This is a genomic window from Parvularcula bermudensis HTCC2503 (genome assembly GCF_000152825.2).
GTDB lineage: Bacteria > Pseudomonadota > Alphaproteobacteria > Caulobacterales > Parvularculaceae > Parvularcula > Parvularcula bermudensis.
In genome coordinates, this window is record NC_014414.1 from 2,528,776 (window position 1) to 2,549,470 (window position 20,695).

A 20,695-nucleotide genomic window follows, 5' to 3' on the forward strand; every position below is an offset into this window, starting at 1 on the left:
TTCATCATGGCCATCACATCGCCGCGAGCAGCACTCAAACGGGCTGAACTGGCCGGGCGGCTCGGCTGCAATCTTGAAACGATCCGCTATTATGAAAAGATCGGCCTTCTGCCCGAACCGGCCCGCACGGCCAGTGGCCACCGGCTGTATTCAAATGAAGATCAGGTACGACTGCGTTTCATATTGCGAGCCCGCAGCCTCGGCTTCTCCGTGGAAGATGTACGCTCGCTACTTGGCATCAATGATGGCAGGCCGAGCTGCGCGGAGGTCAGGGCGCTGGCAGAAGCACATCGGGGCGATATCCGTAAACGCATCGCCGATCTGAAGCAGATGGATCGACGGCTCGGCGAGATCATGGCTGGTTGCACCGGCGCTGAAACACCCGATTGCGCACTCACCGACAAACTGTTCGAAGATAGCTGACAAAAGGGGCTCCTGCATCTGCCAGAGATGAAAATGATGGACACCCACGACACCATCACCGCTCCGCATCGCCTCAATGACGGCACCGTTGTCAATGTCCGGCGGACTACCTAGCCACAACATGTGGATCGGCCCGCCGATTTCGCGGAACGACAGGCAGAGAATGTTACCGCGACACCAATCGTCACGAACGGATCGAACAGTTTTCAGTCATAGATGAGGATGAGCGCGTCGCCCGCAACCACGGCTACAGATGCGAGTGCGTCGGACAGATTGTGAAGGAGGAGCGCCCGGATATTCACGCTCCCATTCTGCACCGAATAGATCAGGAGGGCTGTAAGCTCGGCAATGACCAGCGCAACACCGCCACGAATAACGATCATCCAGCCACAAACGGCGGGCGGATCAGTGATTCGTATGACACTCTTATTGACCAGATAGCAATGGAGACCCGACGATCATCGCTCGCGGGATCAAGATCGTCATGATCATGTGCGTGGCTCAGGATCGGCCTCCTCTTCCAGCACCTTGCGCTTGCACTCGAGATACGCGCGTCGCCGCGAGTGCACCGCGTTTTTGACACGACTCTTTGGTGGTATCAGGCCGCATTCCTCCTGCACCTTGGCCGCCTGCTCACTCGAAAGGGCCCCCATCACGTTGTCGAGACTCTCGCAGCCGGCCAGGGCTGCGAGAGAAACGGACATGACCGCGAAGCGAAGTTCACGATGGATGAACATGCTCGGCCTCCAACAAGGAATGGTGCGCGTCGGGCTTTGGTGCGAACCAGCGGTGAAGGGCGGGTAGCACCAGCAAAGTGAGCACGGTCGAGGAGACCAGCCCGCCCATGACCACCGTGGCCAGTGGCCGCTGCACTTCAGCACCGACACCACTTGCGAAGAGCAGCGGCGCAAGGCCGAGCGCCGTCGTAAGGGCGGTCATCAGCACAGGACGTGCCCGCAAGCCTGCCGCCTCGACGGCAAGTTCATCGCGACCACGGCCCTCCCTGGCAAAATCATCCATGAAACTGACCAGCACCATGCCATTGCCGAGCGCGATACCGAACAGGGCAATGAAGCCGACCGTGGCGGGCACCGAGATCGGCAGGCCAGCAAGCCAGAGCGCCATCGCCCCGCCGGTCAGCGCCAGCGGAATGTTGAGCAGGATCAGGATGGCCGATTTCATCCGCCCGAACGTCAATAGCAGGATCAGGAACACGATACCGAGCGTGATCGGAATCACGACGGCGAACCGCGCATTCGCTTCCTGCTGGAGTTCGAACTGTCCGCCCCATTCGACGCGATAACCAGCCGGCAGGTCGAGCTGACTGGCGACCGATTGCTGCGCATCAGCGACATAGCTGCCAATGTCGCGTCCTCTCACATTGAGCTGAACGGTGATGAATCGCTCACCATTCTCGCGCGTGATCTGACGTGGACCGACAATCTCCCTGATGTTTGCCACGCTTTCGAGTGGAACCCGTGCGCCGCTGGACGATTCCAGAATAATCCGTCCAATGGCCTCCGGCGTGTCCCGGTCCTCTTCGGCATAGCGCACGATGACGGGAAACTGGCGCACTCCCTCGAAAACGGCACCAGCCTCTGCCCCGCCGACGCCGGAACGCAAGGCATCGAGCGCCTCCTCCACGCTCAGTCCATACCGGCCGAGCGCAGGACGGTTGAGCGAGACCACAAGCTGCGGCGCGCCGGTGATCTGATCGGCCTGGACGTCGGTCGCCCCAGGAACCTCCTGAAGAATGGACTGCAAGTCCTGCGAGCCTTCCAGCAGGACCGCCGTATCCGGACCGAAGATCTTGACCGCCAGTTGCGCCTTTGTGCCGGTCAGGAGCTCATCAACAGACATGGCGATCGGCTGGCCAACATTGACCCTGACGCCTGGAAAGCCGCCGAGATTCTCGGAGATCGACGCCCGGAGTTCATCCGGGCTGATGCCATTGCGCCATTCGCTTCGGGGTTTGAGCGCCACGAAGGCCTCGATACTGTTGACCGGGTCGGCATGCGCGCCGACTTCCCCACGACCGATCCGGCTGACAATGGAACTGATCTCGGGGAAGGCTTCAAGCAGTCTTGTCTCGATGCGGGTCGACGTTTCCTTTGCTTCGGTTAGTGAGATGGACGGCGCCATCGTCACACGCAACAGGACATCGCCTTCCTCCAGCGCAGGCGTGAACTCCGAGCCAAGGCGTGTCGCAGAGAGCCCCCCAACCAGAAGCAGGACGCCTGCTAGCCCGACCGCCGCGAGACGTCGCCGGACGAAGAAGGCCGCAAGCGGCTTGATCAGCGAAACAAGCCGGCTGTCGCTCTCCTGGCTATTGCTCTTGGGCGGACGCATGAGGCCGAGCGCCATCGCCGGAGCGATGAGCGCGGCATAGATCAGCGACCCTGTCATGGCGAGCGCGGCAGAAGCGGCGAGCGGCCGAAACGTCTTGCCTTCAGTGCCCTGTAGCGAAAAGAGCGGCAGGAAGACGATGACCACCACGGCGACGGCAGCAATTAGCGGCGCGATCACTTCGGCGCTCGCTCGCGCGACCGTCGTGCGGCTATCTTCACCCTCGCGTCGTTCGCGCAAGCCGCGATCCACGTTCTCGGCGATGACGATGGCGCCGTCGACCATCATCCCGATGGCGATCGCTACCCCGCCCAGCGTCATCAGATTGGCCCCGATGCCGAGGGCCTTCATCGCGATGAAGGCAAAGCCGACCGAGAAGGGAATAGCCATGACGACAACAAGACTTGGCCGCCAGCCGCCGAGGAACAGGAAGACGATGACGGCGACCAGGAGCGCGCCCTGCCAGAGCGCGGTCGTCACGGTCGCAGCCGCCTTTTTCACCAGCGTGCCCTGATCATAATACGGGACGGCTTTGACACCGTCGGGAAGCGACAGGTTGATCTCTTCGAAGCGCGCCTGAGCGTTCTCGATCACCTCAGACGTGTTGGTGCCATAAAGTTTCAGGACGAGACCGGCCACGGTCTCACCTTCGCCATTGGCAGTTGCGAGCCCCTGCCGGACGCCGCCACCTATCGCGACTTCACCGAGGTCGCTGACGCGGACGGTTCGTCCATCCACGGTCTTGACCGGCGTTTCACGCAGATCATCGAGAGATCGAGCGAGCCCGACCCCGCGCACCGTGTACTGTTCGGCGCCAATTTCGATGAATTGCGCGCCGGCCGTCCGATTGGCGCTTTCCAGGGCGGCAATCACCTCGCCGACGCTGAGGTCATAGGATGTCAGCTGATCGGGATCGAGGCGGACCTGGTACTGCTTCTCGAAACCCCCTAGTGACAGAACCTCCGTCACCCCTTCAACCGACTGAAGCGGATACTTGATCATCCAGTCGGCAATCTCGCGCAGCTCAACCAGCGACCGCTCGCCGGTCTCATCGACGAGCCGGTAGTACATGATGATACCAAGGCCGGTCGAAATCGGCCCCATCTTGGGTGTGCCGAAGCCGTCGGGAATGGCGTCGGCGGCCTCGCCGAGGCGCTCGCCGACGACTTGGCGGGCGAAATAGACGTCCGTGCCATCCTCGAAATAGATATTGATGACGGACAGGCCAAAATTGGATGTCGAGCGGATCTCGTCGACCTTGGGGAGGCCGGACATGGCCGTCTCGATCGGATAGGTGACATAGCGTTCGACCTCTTCGGGCGACAGGCCTTCAGTTTCGGTGAAGACTTGGACCAGAGAAGGTGAGGGATCGGGAAAAGCGTCGACAGGCAGGCTGCGAAAGGCAAACAGCCCCCCGATCGACAGGGCGAGTGCGGCCATGGCGGCAAGCAGCCGGCCACCCGCAAGGCGGTGCATCAAATTGATCATTTTGCGGGTCTCCTAGTGTGCGTGGCCGTCGCCGAAAGCGTCTTTTTCAAGCTGCGCTTTCAGGGTGAAGGCGCCCTCGGCAACGAATGCTTCGTCGGCCTCGAGCCCGGAAATGATCTCGGTATAGCTGCCTGCACTCTCTCCTGTCCGGACCTCGCGCGGTTCGAACCCGTCATCCGTCGGGACGAAGACCGACATCCTGTCTTCAACACTGACAATCGCATCGGAGGGAACGCGCACGACGGAGCGCCCCTCTCCCGTGTCGATCCGCGCCGTTACGAACTGACCGGGCTTCAGCCTGTGTTCGGCATTGTCGACAATGACCCGCGCGGTCGCGGTGCGGGATGCCTCATTGATGACAGGCAGGACATTTGAAATTGTCCCTTCGGCCAGGACGCGGCCATCTTCCTGCTGGAAGGTCACGGTCTGGCCTTCGCTGACCTTGCCGAGATCTTCCTTGTAGACGGCGATGTCGGCCCAGACGACGCTATCATCGATGATGACAAAGATGGGCGCGCCGCCAGCCGATACGGTTTCTCCAAGAGAAACGCTCCGCTGAATCACCTCTCCGGCAAGGGGAGCCGTCACATAGGCTTGTGCAAGCGACCCATCCGCAGCCTCATTAAGCTTGTCCAGTGTGCCATGACCAATGCCGATCGCATGAAGCCTGTTTTCAGCAGCTTCCCGGCCGGCATTGGCTGCGGCGAATGCCGCACGCGCCGACTGCAGATCGGCCTCGGCGGTGATTTTCTGCTCCCAGAGGTTTTCCTCACGCTCAAGCTCGGCTTGCGCGAGGCGCTCGGCGCTCAGGGCATTCAGATAATCGGCCTTTAGGCCGGCGAGTTCACGACTGGTCAGCCGGGCAAGCGTGGCGCCGGCTTTCACGATATCGCCTTCGCCTGCATAAAGTTGGGCAACGGTGCCCTCGACCTGTGGCGAGACCCTTGCGACACGGTCCGCATCGAAACGGATCTCGGCCGGCAGTTCCAGCTGGCCCGAAACCGCTCCGGTCTGGGCTCGCCCGGTCCGGATACCGGCAGCTTCCGCCTCCTCGGCGGTCAGCTCGACATGATCGCCGCCTTCACCTTCGTGTTCGGTATGACCGCCTCCTTCTTCATGTCCCTCATGATCGTCGCCATCGGCCTCATCATGGCTTTCATGCTCCTCATCACTACCGTCTTCGTGGTCGTCATGGCCATCTTCGGCTTGTGGGGGCGTGGTCTGCCTCCCGAAAAGTGGTCCGGTTGATGTGTTAGACTTGGCTCCATGGAAGGAGCTGAGGAATGGGACGGAAGAGACGAACGGCCGAGGAGATCATCGGTCATTTGCGAGAGGTCGAGGTGCGCCTGGCGAAGGGCGAGACCATCGGGATTGCCTGCCGGGCGATCGGTGTGACCGAGCAGACGTACTATAGGTGGCGACGGGAGTATGGCGGTCTGAAGGTCGATCAGGCGAAGCGGCTTAAAGAGCTTGAGAAAGAGAACCAACGCCTACGGAAGGCTGTGTCGGATCTCACGCTGGACAAGCTCATTCTTTCTGAGGCCGCAAAGGGAAACTTCTGAGCCCCGACCGCCGTCGGAAATGCGTCGATCACGTCACGAAGGAGCATGGCGTCTCAGAGCGCCGTGCCTGCGAGGTGGTGGGTCAGCACCGTTCGACCCAGAGGAAGCGTCCTTCGGGCCGTCCTGGCGAGAAGGCGCTGACCGGTGCCATCATTCAGCTAGCTGAGCAGTATGGCCGCTATGGCTATCGCCGGGTGACTGCATTGCTCCGGCGCGACGGATGGCACGTGAACCAGAAGCGGGTCTATCGCATCTGGCGGCGGGAGGGGCTTAAAGTACCGCAGAAACAACCGAAACGCGGGCGCCTATGGCTGAACGATGGGTCGTGCGTGCGGCTTCGGCCGGAGCGCCCGAACCACGTCTGGAGCTACGACTTCGTCCAGGACCGGACCCATGATGGAAGGGTCTATCGGATGCTCTGCATCATCGACGAGTTCACGAGAGAGTGCCTCTCGATTCGCGTCGAGCGAAGGCTCAACTCGCAAAACGTGCTCGAAGAGCTCTCTCAGCTGTTCCTCATCCACGGGCCACCGGAGAACATTCGCTCCGACAACGGACCAGAGTTCATCGCTACGGCTGTCCGGGGATGGCTCGGCAGGCTGGGCGTGACGACACTGTATATCGAGCCTGGCTCACCATGGGAGAACGGCTATTGCGAGAGCTTCAACTCGAAACTCAGGGACGAGTTCCTGGACCGGGAAATCGTCTATACACTGAAGGAAGCGAAGGCCCTCATCGAGTGGTGGAGGCGCCACTACAATCAGCTGCGGCCACACTCATCGCTGGGGTACAACCCGCCCGCACCGAAGACCATCTTGCCCGCGGGGCTCCCGCCGCCTTACTATGAAGGTGCGGCGGCATGAGCCCCGCTAACCTGCCAGGTCTAACGCTACCGTTGGACCACCTCGTGGGGTCAGGCCACCACAGGTGGCGCAGTTGCTGTGATTCCTATTTGGTCTGCAGCCTTCCCCGCGCAGAGAATTTGGCTCCCGCAGCGTTATTCGCGTTTCGTGGCACCAATCATCTGGAAGGGTACGATCACGAATTTCGGAGCGGCGCTGTCGATTGGGGCTTCAGGTAGGGCAACCGCTCCCGTACCCTGCTGGGCGATATTCGGCCTCGGGTTTGCCCCTCTCATCATCGCGAATATGGTGGTTTGGCGCGCAGATTTCCGGTTCGGTTTCGACGAGACACCAGGAGCCAAGGGCACACTTGCCACCACAGGGCCCTACCGCTACTCCAGCTATCCTCAATACGCTCGCAATACAAAGCTTTCTAACGGAGACGCTTCGATAAAATTCTTACGGTGCATCTCCCCTCACAGACAACGCATGGTAAAATCATAGGATGGGTAGCGAAGACTTGAAAATCGAGACGTCAGACGAGCGCCGAACTCTTCAAATTGTACTATGGCTAAACATACTCATAGCCATTGGCTTTTTTGTCACAGGCTGGTTCGGCGACTCCAATGCCCTCCTGGCGAACGGGCTGGATAATTCCTCGGACGCGATTGTGTATGGCTTGAGCCTGCTTGCACTTACACGTTCGCAGATCTGGAAACGCAACGCCGCTCGACTGTCAGGTGGAATGCTTCTTGTATTTGCCGTCGGCGTCGCCGGCGACGCAATCCGTCGATACTTTGAAGGATCTGAACCCCTCGGTCTCATCATGCTGGCAATGGCCGCGATTGCAGGTGTTGTAAATCTGATCTGTCTCTGGCTTTTGAAAAAAATAGAAAAGAAGGATGTAAACCTGCGAGCCGCTACAACATTTAGTTTCAATGACTTCATCTCGAATGGGGGGATCATTCTCGCGGGCGTAATCGTACTGTGGACTGGGTCCAACTGGCCAGATCTGCTTGTCGGATTGGGAGTCGCGGCGATTGCGGTATATGGTGGAATCGATATTCTGCGCGATGCGCATGCTGATAAGCATCAGTCAGGATGATGCCCCAAACCCGGAATGAAACAAGTGCGTAAAATTCTCAAAATGGTGCGCGCGCAGCGTCACTGGGCCTCGCATGATGGGTTCCCAAGCGTTACCGTAACAAATATTTACTCGATCAACTTTCTATTCCGGCATTGAATTTGCTTTCCCTGTTGAGTTGAATCTCTCTTGGGAAACGAGGACAAATGTCCCGGCTGGCAGATCATATAAGTGCCTATGACTACACATGGTTGTTGTCAGACAGCAGATGGGCCTGGGAGTTCCTGCGCCGAAACCGCCGGTTTCTTGAGGACTCGTCGCTTCCTTCCGCGAGTGAGCTTAGTTTCGCTCCCGCCTGCCATCAGATCACCCTCGTGCGCCCTAGAGCCTCTCAGGCGCTTGCTGAGCGATGGGGGCTCGCCTTCTTCCCGGATCCAGAGGATAGCGGCCTTGAAGCCGACGCGTTCTGGTCGGGAGGTCTCTATCCGAGGCGGGTTCACATGCAAGTTTCTCCGAGTGGTCCTAATGAATCCTGTGAATTCTATGATCGCACTGTTGGCATCTGCAGGATCACGCACTTCACCGACCTCGCCGGCCGCGAACAATTTCTTCTCAAGGGAAATGGCTGCGTCATTCAGGTATTCTGCACGGGCATGTCACTTCTGGCCCGCGAACCTGTCAAGCTCAGCTTCATCATCGACAGTCTCGACGAATTCCAGGCCAAGCTGAAAACGCTCCAGCGCGCCCAGCGTGTCTATGACCCGCAAGCAGAGGCGGATATCCCGGAATGGACTCGCCATTCCTTGGCCCTTCGCAATGCACTGGTCGCACTCGATTGTCATGATGCCAAACTCTCATATTTTGAGACGGCGGGGTTCATATATGGCGAAGAACGGGCCCGCGAAGCCTGGGACAGCCCAAGCCGAGCGATGAAAGACGAGATGAGACGTGCCCTTGCCCGCGGCCGGGACCTGCGGGACGGCGGTTATGCAACGCTTCTCGGACCCGTCGAAAACGCGCTTCTTTTAGCCTGAAGTAGAATTTTGGCACCTCTTTTGCAGCACCCGCTTGTGAAGGAGGCACCTGATGAGTCCCGCCGACACACCCTCGGTCCGTATTGATCTGGATGACTACGCCTATACTTGCCGACTCTCCAGAAGTCGCTGGGCTTGGGAATTTCTTCGGCGAAATAGCGAATTCAGGCAAGCCGCCCTGCGGGCTGGCGACTCACAGATATCTGAAAAGCCAGCCTGTCATGGCATCCGGCTGCTCCGGCCGCTATGCGACCAGATCGACGCTGAGAAATTCGGCTTGGTTTTCTTTCCCGACATAGACGCGAATGGCTATGAGGCCGACGTCTTCTGGATCCCTGCCCTCTATGCTCGCGCCCTGACCATGCAGGTCGTACCGCGTCATCCGAGCGAGCGCGACGATATTTTCGATCAGACGATCAATGTGTGTGAAGTCACCCACCTCACAGATCGCGTCGGCCGGGAATACCTGATGATCCGTGGGCACGGCCACAGCATCCAGGTCGCTTGTTCTGGTCTGTCACTACTCAGCGTCGAACCCGTCCGCATGAAACTGATCATCGATAATGTGTCGAGCATGGACGAAACACTTAAAGTCATCGGCAAGGCTCAGCGTATTCTTGGCAAGGACGATTCGAGTTTCAACGACACCTGGACACGCTCATCGCTTGCGTTTCGCAATGCGCTCATTGCGCTCGATGCGTATGAGACCGGTCTAACTTATTTTGAAACCGCTGCCATCATCTATGGCGAGGATCGCGCCACCGAAGCCTGGCAGAGCCCCAGCCGGGCCATGAAAGACGAAATGCGCCGCGCCCTCGTGCGAGGACGTGAACTCCGGGATGGCGGATACAGGGACCTCCTGACTGCACAGACCTGAGCAGATCCAATTTGGCATCAGACCTTGATCCGGCGATCACCCCTCGCTGACGCGAGGGGGCTGTTTCGCGGGCGGCACGCCGCCAGCGGCCCGGCTCGTCTCCGGACCTCTGGCCTGCCCTTCCGGGCAGCCCAGCGGCATGCGGGTGTCTCGCCGGTGATCGCGCCAGCCTGCGCTTCCCACTGCAATGCAGAGGGGTCACAGGCTGCGTGGCCTTTGAAAGCGGACCTATGACGTTTTCGATGATCGTCTGACGGTGAAAGCTGAAGCGCATTGCAGCCTGGTCCGCATCGGTCTTCCTGGCGTCCATGACAATCTCCCTCTCAGACGGAGGTGGGCGAACGACCGGTCTGCCCGGACCCGCCGCTTGCGCAAGGCGCCGGGACTGAAGGTGTCTGGAAGCGGTCGCAGCGTCCTACCTTTCCGCCTTGCCCAACCGGCTAATGGGTCCGGCCTGCCGGCCTTCTCGCCGCCCACCCCCGCCTGATGCGGGAGGGACATTTGGGCGGGGAGACGAGACTGACGCCATGACCGCACCGCAACCTTCAGCCCCCCTTGCGGCAGACGCTGCACCCACACCTGAAACCCGCCCCCGTATCTATGTGGCCTGTCTTGCCGCCTACAATAATGGCTGCCTGCACGGGCGCTGGATCGACGCGACGACGCCTGATGAGGTGATGGCCGAGGTCTGCGCTATGTTGGCGGCGTCGCCGCTGCCGGACGCCGAAGAATGGGCAATCCATGACTATGAAGGCTTCGAAGGCGCGCACCTGTCGGAATATGCGAGCTTCGAGACGGTCTGCAATCTGGCCGACTTCATTGCCGAACATGGCAGGCTCGGCGCGCTGGTCCATCGCCATTTTGGCGACGACCTTGAGCAGGCCGAAGCGTCCTTCGACGATTATGCAGGCACCTATGCGAGCCGGGCAGACTTCGCCGAGGACCTGCACCGCGACACCGGCACCGAAATTCCCGCAGCCCTCGAATACTATATCGACTGGTCGGCGCTCGCCCGCGACATGGAGCTGGGTGGCGACATCATGGTGTTCGAGACAGGGTTCGAAGTCGTTCACGTCTTCTGGACGCGGTGAGCGCCATGGCGAGATTTCAGGCAAGACCGCGCGAAGATGGCCTTGGCCCCTATCGCTGGGCGCATGTCGTGAAGACCCCGCAAGGGTTCGCGCAGGGCACGATCTATCACCAGTCCGGTGACGAGTTCGACGAGGCAGAGGCGCGCGAGCTGCGCGCACTCTGCGACCGGATGGGATTCGAGCTTCGGAGGGCGTCATGAGCTTTACCGAGCACTTCGATGCCTACGCCTGCGAAGGCGATGCGATCAGTTGCGAGGCAAAGGGCTTCATTGTCACGGCCCGGATTGTTGCCGATGACTGCCTCGATGCGCCGGACCAGCGGCAGGATGGGTTCTGGCCGTCGCTCTACAAGGATGCGCCCGGCTTCATCGGGCCGGGCAACAGCTTCCGCCAGCGCTTCGCCGTGGCGCAGGCCAAGGCGGAAGCCGTCATGGAAGCATGGCGCAAGAGCGAGTGGTTCTATTGCGGGATCGTGCTTTCGGTCGAGCGCGACGGCATTGAACTGGACCGTCATGCCGCCAGCCTCTGGGGCGTCGAATGCAACTATCCCGGCACGGATAACAGCTATCTCACCACGGTTGCGAACGAGCTGCTGCCGGAGGCGCTGGACGCAGGGCGTGCCGCAGCCTCGCGGCTTGCGGCGACCGTGACAGGCTGGGCCGCGACATGAGCGCGGCCCGCACCCTCACTGAATTGCTCGGCCCACGGCCCCGTATGACGCTTGTCGTTGCCGAGGCCCAAGTCGCCGAAATCTGGGTCGAGGGCCGCGCGCCGCTGATCACGATCCGCGATTATGACTGGGGCGAGACCGACCCCCAACCAAGCCGGGACGCGGACGGCTTTCCCTTCACCAAGATCAACTGGAGAGGCCCCGCGTGGGCGCTGGGTCTCGCGCTTTACCCGCCAGAAAAGGAGACCTCCATGGCACAGCCCGACCTCAAACACATCCCGCTCGACGAGCTTCGGATTTCCAAACTCAATATGCGGCATGGGCGCAAGAAGCCGGACGTATCCGACATTCTGCCGTCCATCCGGGAGAGCGGATTGCGTCAGACTTTGCTCGTTCGCCGCGAAGGCAAATATTATGGCGTCATCGCCGGACGCCGCCGTTTTTTTGCGCTCAAAGAAATCGCGAAGGAGACGGGCGAGGTGCCGTTCGTTCCATGCGCGATCATGACTGAAAAGGATGCGGCCTCCGCGATTGCGGCATCTGTCATCGAAAATGTCGGACGCCTGCCTGCGACAGAAATGGAGCAATATGAGGCGTTCAAGCGCCTCAACGATGAAGGCAAGGCGCTGGAGGATATCGCCAGCTTCTTCGGAGTGACTGAGCTTCTGGTGCGCCGTGTGCTCGCGCTTGCTTCGCTCGACGAACCGATACGGAAACTCTACGCCGAAGACGAACTGGACCGCGAAACGATCCGCGCGCTTACGCTTGCGACGCCAGAACAGCAGGCCGAATGGTTCCGTCTCTTCCAGAGCGAAACCGAACGCGCCCCGATGGGGCGGTCGTGCAAGGCTTGGATCACGGGCGGAACGACGATCACGACCGACAAGGCCTTGTTCGATCTTGATGCCTATGAGGGACAGGTCACTGCCGACCTCTTTGGCGAGCATGGCGTCTTTGCGGATGCGGATCAGTTCTGGAAGGCACAATCCGCCGCGATTGCCGAGCGGGTCGAGGCCCACAGGGCCGACGGCTGGAGCGATGTTATCTGCCTTGAGCGCGGGGCGTATTTCCACCGCTGGGAGTATGTCCAGTGCGCCAAGGAAGATGGCGGGAAGGTCTTCATCGAAATCCGCCATGACGGGACGGTCCAGTTCCACGAGGGACAAGTAACCTCGGCCGAGGCCCGCAAGCGGCAACAGGGTTCGAAGGGTGAAGGCGATGCCGTTCCGGCAGCCGTTCGGCCAGAAATGTCCGGCCCGCTCGCGGAATACATCCTGCTTCATCGCCACGCAGCTGCTCAGGCGAGTTTGGCCACATCCCCCGCGATTGCTCTCCGCTTGATGGTGGCGCATGCCATGGCGGGGAGCGCGCTTTGGGATGTCCGGCCTTTCGAACTTCGCGCCCGCAAGGATGAGACGCAGGCGAGTGTGGAAAGCGGGGTATCTGTAGCTGCACTGGCCGAAGCGACGGCGCAGATCGACGCCCTGTTCAAGGCGCTCAACGTCAGTCCAGCGCTTCGCCGGAACGGCGATGACTACCGCTTGTGCGAGCTTTTCTCCGCGCTGCTCGCCATGTCGGACGGGGAAGTGTTGCAGGTGCTTGCGACGGTGATGGCCCGCACACTCGAGGCCGGAAATGGCATCGTGGAAGCCGTCCTGCATGTCTGCGGCACCGATCTTTCGGCGGCTTGGAAACCAGACGAGGCCTTCTTCGATCTCACCAAGGACAAGCGCGCCATCAATGCGATGATTGGCGATATTGCAACCCTGTCGCTCGCGGACTCCTGCCGCGCCGAGACGGGCAAGGCGCAGAAGCAGGTGCTTGCGAACCGGATCAGCGGGGAGGGTTGCGAGGCCAATCCTGACTGGCGACCGAGCTGGATGCAGGTGCCGCCGACACGCCTTGTTGAAGGGGCCGGGTCACCACCTGCCGATGCATGGACACGGATCGCGGGACTATTCGAAGCGGAGGCAGCAGCCACGCCCGATGAGACACCTGAGACGCGACAGGACGCTGCCTGAATAATCGTCTCCTGTTCAGCCAGCTTGAGGAGCCGTCCGGTGGGTATCACCGGGCGGCTTTCCGCTTTCTGGGACTGGGGATTGTGGCTCCAAAACCTGGGCGACCCATGAAATGCCTTCACAAAAATCGCGCGTCTTGAGGTCTCGATGGACAATCGAGATGCGCATGAGGAGGAGCCTGAATTCTTCCCGCAAAGCATTTCACGGACCCCTTGCTCCCGTCTTTGCCTTGAAGACCTGGACGTGGACTGAGCGGCCATGAAACCGCCCGAGGCAAAGAAATTTCCCCGCCGCTTTGCGGCTCCTCGCGCAGCAAATTTCATCGCCCCAGGCGGTGCTCCGCATGCGCTTCGCCCCTATCGGGTTCTAGCCGCTCAGCCCCCGTCCGGGCGGTCCGGCGTCGACGGGGACAAGGGGTCCCCGGGAGACACGCCAAGGAAAGAAAAGGAGACCCCTATGGCAAACGCACTCGGATATGTCAGCGAGACCAAGTCCGGCTTTGAAGGCACCCTCGCAATGATGAACCTCTCTGCCGCAATCCGCATCGAGAAGAATGCAGAAAAGACCGAAGAAGGACATCCGGACTACCGCATCTATGCCGGTGAAACCTCGACCGAAATCGGCGGCGGCTGGATGCGCAAGTCGAAGGCATCGGGACGCGACTATGTCTCGCTGACGCTGGCAGACCCGCAGATCGGACCGCGCCGGATTTTCGCAAACCTCGCCCCGGTCAAGGGCAAGAAAGGCCGGCACGTCATTCTCTGGAACGCGCGCGACTAGGGTAGATCACAGCCTTGCCAAGCCGCTCCGGAGACACCTCCGGAGCGGTCTTCTTTCATGCCGAAAGGGTCTGCAACGAAGGTGCTGATACGCCTATCAGCGCTGCATTCTAACGTGAGGGTTCTTTGGGGATTCAAGGGTGTCGCGAGCGTGTGGTGCAAGTTAGACACTCTTAATCTGAGGATGAGTTGGCAGTCTGTCAGGGCTTCGAGTTGCGTAGAGGAAAGGAGAAGCAACGCTATGACAGAGACAAATAGAAGTGGAGAGGAGCTTCGACCCAAATCAAACCTCCCAACCCCGACCGAATGGATGAACACGGATGAAACCGCTGACCATCTCGGCCTCAAACCGAAGACCCTGGTCAATATGCGTTCGCTGGGAACAGGCCCGGTTTATCACAAGATCGGCGCCAAGGTCTGGTATCGCGGCAAGGACATCATCGCTTACACCAATGGACGTAGGTTCATGGGGACAGGCCTTCGCGATGAGTCGTAGAATCGCGTTGTTAGGCATGGGATGCGGGCTAGGCCTCATGGTCTCCGCCAGCATTATCAACCGGTCCGACTTCATCTGGAACCGGACGGAAAGCATGCCCAAGGGCCTTTACTTTGTTGACCGGTCGGCGCGAATTTCGACAGGCGATCTGGTAGCGTTTGCGCCCTCGGATGAGGTTCGACATTGGCTGAACGATGAGGGAATTGTTGGCTCCGACTGGCCCTTGTTGAAGCATGTTGCGGGCCTATCCGGTGACGAGATTTGCAGATGCGATACGCAGGTCTCCATCAACGGGATCACATCTGTTGATGCGCTCAAAGTAACCGAGTCCGGCAGCGCCCTTCCCGTCTGGCAGGGCTGTCAGACCCTCAAAGCCGGCGACGTTTTCCTGCTCAACTCTCATCCCCTGTCAGTCGATGGACGATACTTCGGCGTTCAGGACGGCGCGCGCATCATTGGCGTCGCCAGGTCCATATGGACTTATGGCAACCGGTCGGCTGAGGATCAGGCGACCGTCAAAGCGATAGATAGCGGGACGGGAATGGCTTCTGTGTCCCGGAGGGCAAGATTAAGGGAGTGTCACCCAGCGACACTTAACCCATTGTCTGCACATCCTTTTTTGTGTGACCCGGTGCCGGAAGGCGGGTGCACGGATTTGCAATCCGCTGCGCACTTGGAGCCGTGAGCGACGATTTCGACTTCGTTCCCCGGCTTGGGAAGATCAGGTCGAAGGGTAAGGCAAAGACCCAGCTGAAACGGCTGAAGCGCGTCGTCGCGAAGGGGCGGCTTGGAAGCCGCGGACGCAAAGGCCTGCCGCCTGGCGCTGTGCGTCATGCAGGGCGCGGAAAAGTGCAGGCCGCCCTTGCCCGGCACTGGTCCAGCCAGCAGGCTCGGCGGGTCATTGTGAAGGTCCATATTGCGCGGGCGAGTCCAACCGGCGTGGCGGGCTTTGCAAAGCATGTCGCCTACATCCGCCGTGATGGGGCCGGGCGCGAGGGCGAGCGCGGCAAGCTCTATGACCGGAGTGTCGATGAAGCGGATGCAAAAGCATTCAATAATCGGGCTGACGAGGACAGGCGGCAGTTCCGGTTGATCGTCTCTCCGGAAGACGCAGATCAGATGAAGGACCTGACGCGGTTCACGCGGGAGTTCATAAGCCAGGTCGAGAAGGATCTGGGCCGCCGGCTCGATTGGGTCGCCGCCAACCATCACGACACGGGCCAACCGCATGTGCATATTGTGATCCGCGGCGGCAATACCCGGAATGGTGAACTGCTGATCGACCGCAAATACATCACGCGGGGATTTCGGGCGCGGGCGCAGGAGCTGGTGACGCGTGAGCTTGGTCAGCGGCGGCTACGAGAAATGGCAGCGGCAAGGTCGAACGAGGCCGAGCGAGAGGCGCTGACGGCGATCGATCACGACATCGCGGCTAGACTGAGTGATGGACGTTACACGCCGGAGAGTGAACGGGGCGGATTGTCAAGGTTCGATGGCGCGCTCGTTAATCGCCGTCTTCGGTTTCTTCGGACACTCGATCTTGCGAGGCGACGTGAGGATGGTCGCTGGACTTTGAAAGAAGGTTGGCAGGAGACGCTGCGGGCACTTGGCAGGCGGGGGGACATTGTTAGATCGCTCGCCAACCTGGAGGGCCGGAAAATCGATGCGTCGCGTCTGCACGCCCTGCCCCGAGATTTGAACTCTGGTGGCGAAGTTCTCGGACAGCTTGCCGCCACCTTGCCGGGTGATGAATTGCGGAACGGAACGACGGCACTGATCGAAGGCCTCGATGGACGAGTCTGGTCAATTGAGATGACCGAACAAGAAGCGGCTCAGTTGCCCAAGCCTGGCGGGATTGTTTCGGTCGGGAGGAAAGCCGTCGAACCGAAGCCTGCGGACATAACGATTGCTGCGATCGCCGAACGGAATGGCGGGGTGTATTCGGATGAGCTGCACGAGGCGACTGATCCATCGAGTTCGCCGGCATTCCGGCTCGCGCATAAGCGTCGGCTGGAGGCTCTGAGGCGACTGGGAGTCGTCGACAGGAATGTTCATGGCACCTGGGCCGTCCCAAGCAACTTCGAGGAGCGCGCTTTGCAGGCCGAAGCGACAAAGCATGGTCTTGCTATCGACGTGAGGTCATGGTTGCCCGTTGAAGCGCTTGCTGAACGGCACGCAGAGACTTGGTTAGATCAGATCGACACCGATGTGCTGGATGGCGCAACGGGTCCGTTCGCGGACGAACTTCGAAAGTTGCTCAGCATTCGAAAGGTGTGGTTGCGAACCGAGGGCTATACGCTGGATCAAACTGGTCAGCCGACCGCGGAAGACGCTGAGCGTCTCAAGAGAACGGAATTTGAGAAGGCGATGAAGACAGAAGGCGCTCGCATGGAACTATCTTTTGCGTATCCGGAAAGCTGGAGTGAATTTTCCGGGACCTACTCGCAGCACGTCGAGCTGGCTCAAGGCCGGTTTGCTGTAATTACGGGACGAGATCGCTACACGCTTGTTCCGGCATCCCACAGAAATGCAGTTTGGCTTGGTCGAGAAGTTACGCTCAATCGGACGGGCAATTCATTTCAATGGCAAATCGGCAAATCACGATCGGTCAGCCGATAAAGCTTGTGCAAACCAATTGTACGCCATCAGCTTGCCAGATAAACGAGAATGTTGCCGACGATGTCCTCAATTGGCGCGGACGCATCGATGACCAAGTGAGCCCTGCTTGGGAGGTTACTGCTCAAGTCCTTCTCGACAACGTGACCTTCGGCGCGAACAAAGTCGCTGAAGTCATCGCCTCTTCCCGCCATTCTCGACTTCCGCGAACGGTCATCTAGGTCAAGGTGGATGAGGTGGAATCTCGAGTTTGGCAGGCGACGAACCAAGGCGTCGTAGACATCGACATGCCGAATGCCATCGACGACGAGGTCATCCCCAGTTGTGAAACCCGAATAGCTTAGAACGTCATCGCAGAATTCAGCTATGTTCTGATCGACCCGAAGTTGCCCATAGTCTTGCAGAGCTTTCCGGCTTGTCGGGTCTCCGCCCTGGCTCTCTACCTTATGCCGGATGTAGCCGCCAAAGCTGGCCATCTTGCATGCAAGCGCATTCGCAACAGCTTCGCTAACCGATGACTTTCCGCTTCCGATCTTGCCGGAGAAGCAAACAATGCGGCCAATCAAAAGCTGAAACTCCGTTGGCGGCAGTCAAGTGGCACCCAGCCACGTCGATCGCGTTTGGGAATATCAAACGGCTTTATAGCGATCGTGTAGCAAAGTTCGATGATGGTGGCGAACAGCGCGGACCTCTGAGATTCCCAAAACTCGTCGTCCCCACAGATCCCTGCTCCGTAGAGCGTTTTGACTCTCTCAATAGAGTCATTCTGAAAGTCAAAATAGGCAATCTTCGCTGCTTGGGTAATCGCTCGAACCGGCCCTCCTGACTGTTTCACCAAAATGATGTCGCCAGAGTGGACTTGCCGGTACGGAGCACATTCGATCCGACTAAAGCGTGACTCTACGGTCTTTTGGCCATTCAGAACGAAACTCAGATAGGGCTCCTGAAAAACAGCTAAGTGCACATCTGCGCTGACCCTACCGGCCTCAACACTATCGATATAGCTCAGCCACCGGCAGTGCCCATCGACGTGTTGGGCGAGTGTTGAAAGGTCGATTTCTCGATCCACGTCTCTTCCCCCAAAATGAGGCCGCGCTCTTCAGCAGCCTCTCTCGTCGCCAATTCCTGCAACTTGTATTTGAGTCGGACGGTTGCGTCGATTTCTGAAAGCAGAGTAGTCGATGGGCCGCTTGATCCTCGCGCGATAATTTCGTCAAGGGTGAGGCTGGCCGCCGCAATGACCAAATCCGGCCTCGAGCACTTGAAAATGCGATTACCGGATGTCCAGAGGTCAGCACCTTCCCTCCGCGGGTCATGGCGGCTTACGGTGGGCAGGATATCACCATCCAACAACGGGCGAAGCGCTGCGGACGCACCGACAGTAGCGCCAACTGAACGCCTCACAAACACGCGCATACGCCCGACCTGCAAATCGATCCATTGCGATTGACTGGTACTGCTGGTGTCAGTCCGTTCGACCACACCTGACGATTTCCTGAATGTCGCAAAGTCGGCTCTTCGCCAGACCGCTGGCGCACCCAAGCCGGCAGCACGGAGCGCATTCGCCTCAAAATATGGCGTTTCGTATGCAAGTGCCGCTTCGTTGATGCTCTCCAGTTGCAGCCCATACGATTCGGCCAAGCTGAAAACGTCAGCTCGATGCTTATACGCTGACCGATTCGTACCCACCGGGGCTAACGAGAACAGAACGACTCCGTCACTTCGACACGCAAACGCAGCCGTTCGGAGCATTTTTTCAACGAAATCTGTGTACCATGGAGGATCCAATAGTACAGTGTCGGCAAAGCCTGCCGGCAAGCTGGCACCACAGCGGTGGAGTGTAATTGGAGAGCCGACGGAATTGTTCTCGGCTTCCAACAAGCGAGTGACATGGTTGTCTTCACCCAGAAATGTGAGACCTTGGCCAGGACGTACCTTAAGTGCTGATCGGGCCACGCCAGGTGTTCCCAGCATCAGAATTTGACCGTGTACGCCGGATCGACGCTTTGCCTCCGAAATCATGAACTGTGCGCTTTCGTGAGTGAAACGCCATTCATAATTGAGGGGGTGTGGTGGGGGCAGCGTTAGATCGACCTCAATAGGCCCGTATTCACTTCGGGCTTGATACTCCAACAAACGGAGGGTGGGTGCATTCAGACGGTCGGCTCTATGCAGCCGGCGCAGTGAAGCGAGCGCCGCACTAGGAAACACCCCCGGCAGTGATCTCAAAACCTGAAGAAAGCTTGAAGGCTGTCTATGCAGAACGTCTAGCATCCAAAGATCGATGCGTCGCTCAAAAGGCAATTCCGACATATGCAATTCCACCGTCATGCGGTACTCCTCGCACCTATACGGATGTCGCAAATCGATCGCGAGATCAGTTCGTTTGAATAGCGCGCCTCGAGTTCTGCCACCCAAAGCGCAATGGCGGTCTCTTGTATTTTCAAACTTTTTTCTCGTTCCGGCGTGAGTCGACCGGTTACTGGACCATAAACACCTATTTTTAGTGGAACTATTCTGAGGGGAAGATGTGGATCCAAGCTCTGGAGACGATCCATAAACGCCGACATTTTGCTTGCCAGTTGATTGTCGGACGGCGCCGTCAATGTCAGATACCCGTAGAGATCGATATCCAGAGTTAGCAACCTAGCCATGATATCGAACTGGCGATCAAAATCTCCTTTCTGAGCATTGGTATTGAACGAAAAAGACGCGGCATCGAAGCCTTTAAAGCAACAGACACGTCCGTAGTTCGGGTATGATTGAAGGCGATCAATCTGTGCAGTCGATAGTTCGTCGAACAGGTAAGTTGTGCTCAGATTGTCGTCTGACCAGAGATACGTTGAGGTGCTCAGCCCCGCTGTATCAAGTGCGTCCATCATCCAGACAGACCATTCCGGAACCAGATCTGGCGAACCACCTGATAAGTCGATCACCCGAGGTGGTTCTGGCTCCCGACGATAAAGTTGGACGAGGTCATCAGCACCCACCCATCGAGACCGGCTTTCGTCTGCACTGAGTAGATTGTACGGGACGAAACAGTACCAACACCGCCAGGGACACGCAGCATTCTGAAAAACTTGCGCGGTCATAACCTTCGGTGAATCAGCAAAGCCGAGCGCTTCTGCTGCTGGAACAATTGGGAGGGGGTTGATCGGCCAACCTGGCGCTGTCTCATGCCTGAAGTGCCGAATCCGTCCTAGGCCATTGCAATTGGCTGGTGAAGCAAAGTCCGACTCTTGCCCTGAACCCGCTAGGACGGAAACCAGCAGCTTTCTTTCATCAGGCTTGATCGCCTTTTCACGAAGTAAGCGTGCAAAGCTGTTAGTGTCTATGTGCTTCTGGTTGCTCATTTCAGACACTCTT

Annotated in this window: 20 protein-coding genes and 1 pseudogene; 14 read left to right on the top strand and 7 right to left on the bottom strand. The window is 59.1% G+C overall.

The genetic code is table 11. The features are described from left to right. Positions 1-6: 6 nt before the first annotated feature. Complete coding sequence (locus PB2503_RS14885) at positions 7-423, top strand: MerR family transcriptional regulator (protein WP_013301499.1); 417 nt, start codon at positions 7-9, stop codon at positions 421-423. A 9-nt stretch (positions 424-432) separates the two neighbouring features. On the opposite strand, the pseudogene PB2503_RS15200 reads toward PB2503_RS14885, so the two are convergent. The 4 genes and pseudogenes from PB2503_RS15200 to PB2503_RS11860 all read right to left on the bottom strand — a co-directional run. Beyond that, positions 433-839 (bottom strand): annotated as a pseudogene (locus PB2503_RS15200) (cation efflux transmembrane domain-containing protein); the annotation flags it as partial. A 72-nt stretch (positions 840-911) separates the two neighbouring features. Continuing rightward, positions 912-1,160, bottom strand: coding sequence for a hypothetical protein (locus tag PB2503_RS11850; RefSeq protein WP_013301502.1), 249 nt, complete (start codon positions 1,158-1,160; stop codon positions 912-914). Next, positions 1,144-4,257 carry an efflux RND transporter permease subunit gene (locus PB2503_RS11855; RefSeq protein ID WP_013301503.1) on the bottom strand — a complete coding sequence of 1,038 codons (3,114 nt, stop codon included), beginning with the start codon at positions 4,255-4,257 and terminating at the stop codon, positions 1,144-1,146. Before PB2503_RS11855 ends, PB2503_RS11850 begins: the two co-directional genes overlap by 17 nt. Before the next feature lie 12 nt (positions 4,258-4,269). Continuing rightward, a complete protein-coding gene (locus tag PB2503_RS11860; protein WP_337998496.1) occupies positions 4,270-5,247 on the bottom strand; it encodes an efflux RND transporter periplasmic adaptor subunit in 978 nt (325 codons plus the stop codon). Here PB2503_RS11860 and PB2503_RS14995 point away from each other — a divergent pair. The 13 genes from PB2503_RS14995 (at position 5,167) to PB2503_RS11925 (ending at position 17,332) form a co-directional block, all read left to right on the top strand. Beyond that, a complete protein-coding gene (locus tag PB2503_RS14995) occupies positions 5,167-5,505 on the top strand; it encodes a hypothetical protein (RefSeq protein WP_013301505.1) in 339 nt (112 codons plus the stop codon). The genes PB2503_RS11860 and PB2503_RS14995 overlap by 81 nt on opposite strands. 35 nt (positions 5,506-5,540) lie before the next feature. Then, positions 5,541-6,682, top strand: a protein-coding gene (locus PB2503_RS11870) for an IS3 family transposase (protein WP_148235142.1) whose coding sequence is annotated in 2 segments (ribosomal slippage) — positions 5,541-5,805 and positions 5,805-6,682 — 1,143 coding nt in all. Because the reading frame shifts where the segments join, the coding sequence is not laid out codon by codon here. A 484-nt stretch (positions 6,683-7,166) separates the two neighbouring features. Further along, positions 7,167-7,766 carry a cation efflux transmembrane domain-containing protein gene (locus PB2503_RS11875; protein WP_013301506.1) on the top strand — a complete coding sequence of 200 codons (600 nt, stop codon included), beginning with the start codon at positions 7,167-7,169 and terminating at the stop codon, positions 7,764-7,766. A 185-nt stretch (positions 7,767-7,951) separates the two neighbouring features. Next, positions 7,952-8,779, top strand: coding sequence for a DNA -binding domain-containing protein (locus PB2503_RS14155; RefSeq protein WP_013301507.1), 828 nt, complete (start codon positions 7,952-7,954; stop codon positions 8,777-8,779). 52 nt (positions 8,780-8,831) lie between these two features. Beyond that, positions 8,832-9,656: a DNA -binding domain-containing protein gene (locus tag PB2503_RS14160; RefSeq protein WP_013301508.1), complete on the top strand. Its 825-nt coding sequence runs from the start codon at positions 8,832-8,834 to the stop codon at positions 9,654-9,656. 527 nt (positions 9,657-10,183) lie between these two features. Next, positions 10,184-10,747, top strand: a complete 564-nt coding sequence (locus PB2503_RS11890) for an antirestriction protein ArdA (RefSeq protein WP_013301509.1) — start codon at positions 10,184-10,186, stop codon at positions 10,745-10,747. A 5-nt stretch (positions 10,748-10,752) separates the two neighbouring features. Further along, complete coding sequence (locus tag PB2503_RS11895) at positions 10,753-10,947, top strand: hypothetical protein (protein ID WP_013301510.1); 195 nt, start codon at positions 10,753-10,755, stop codon at positions 10,945-10,947. Beyond that, entirely contained in the window at positions 10,944-11,417 is a 474-nt protein-coding gene (locus PB2503_RS11900) for a hypothetical protein (RefSeq protein ID WP_013301511.1), read from the top strand. Before PB2503_RS11895 ends, PB2503_RS11900 begins: the two co-directional genes overlap by 4 nt. Then, the gene (locus PB2503_RS11905; RefSeq protein ID WP_013301512.1) at positions 11,414-13,438 is read left to right on the top strand and encodes a ParB/RepB/Spo0J family partition protein; all 2,025 of its coding nucleotides are present in this window, start codon (positions 11,414-11,416) and stop codon (positions 13,436-13,438) included. Before PB2503_RS11900 ends, PB2503_RS11905 begins: the two co-directional genes overlap by 4 nt. 456 nt (positions 13,439-13,894) lie before the next feature. Further along, on the top strand, positions 13,895-14,218 hold the full coding sequence (locus PB2503_RS11910) for a DUF736 domain-containing protein (RefSeq protein ID WP_013301513.1): 324 nt from the start codon (positions 13,895-13,897) through the stop codon (positions 14,216-14,218). Positions 14,219-14,458: 240 nt separating this feature from the next. Beyond that, positions 14,459-14,713: a helix-turn-helix transcriptional regulator gene (locus PB2503_RS14745; protein WP_013301514.1), complete on the top strand. Its 255-nt coding sequence runs from the start codon at positions 14,459-14,461 to the stop codon at positions 14,711-14,713. Beyond that, on the top strand, positions 14,703-15,398 hold the full coding sequence (locus tag PB2503_RS11920; protein ID WP_013301515.1) for a S26 family signal peptidase: 696 nt from the start codon (positions 14,703-14,705) through the stop codon (positions 15,396-15,398). The genes PB2503_RS14745 and PB2503_RS11920 overlap by 11 nt, the downstream gene beginning before the upstream one ends. Beyond that, positions 15,395-17,332 (top strand): relaxase/mobilization nuclease domain-containing protein, encoded by a 1,938-nt coding sequence (locus tag PB2503_RS11925; RefSeq protein WP_013301516.1) that lies wholly within the window; start codon positions 15,395-15,397, stop codon positions 17,330-17,332. Before PB2503_RS11920 ends, PB2503_RS11925 begins: the two co-directional genes overlap by 4 nt. Positions 17,333-17,358: 26 nt before the next feature. Here PB2503_RS11925 and PB2503_RS11930 read toward each other — a convergent pair whose 3' ends face one another. The 3 genes from PB2503_RS11930 to PB2503_RS14610 all read right to left on the bottom strand — a co-directional run bounded on the left by PB2503_RS11930 (position 17,359) and on the right by PB2503_RS14610 (position 20,682). Then, positions 17,359-17,895, bottom strand: a complete 537-nt coding sequence (locus PB2503_RS11930) for an AAA family ATPase (protein ID WP_158305852.1) — start codon at positions 17,893-17,895, stop codon at positions 17,359-17,361. Positions 17,896-18,334: 439 nt separating this feature from the next. Continuing rightward, entirely contained in the window at positions 18,335-19,660 is a 1,326-nt protein-coding gene (locus PB2503_RS11940; RefSeq protein ID WP_013301519.1) for a hypothetical protein, read from the bottom strand. Further along, entirely contained in the window at positions 19,657-20,682 is a 1,026-nt protein-coding gene (locus tag PB2503_RS14610; RefSeq protein WP_148235283.1) for a hypothetical protein, read from the bottom strand. The genes PB2503_RS11940 and PB2503_RS14610 overlap by 4 nt, the downstream gene beginning before the upstream one ends. Positions 20,683-20,695 lie beyond the last annotated feature (13 nt).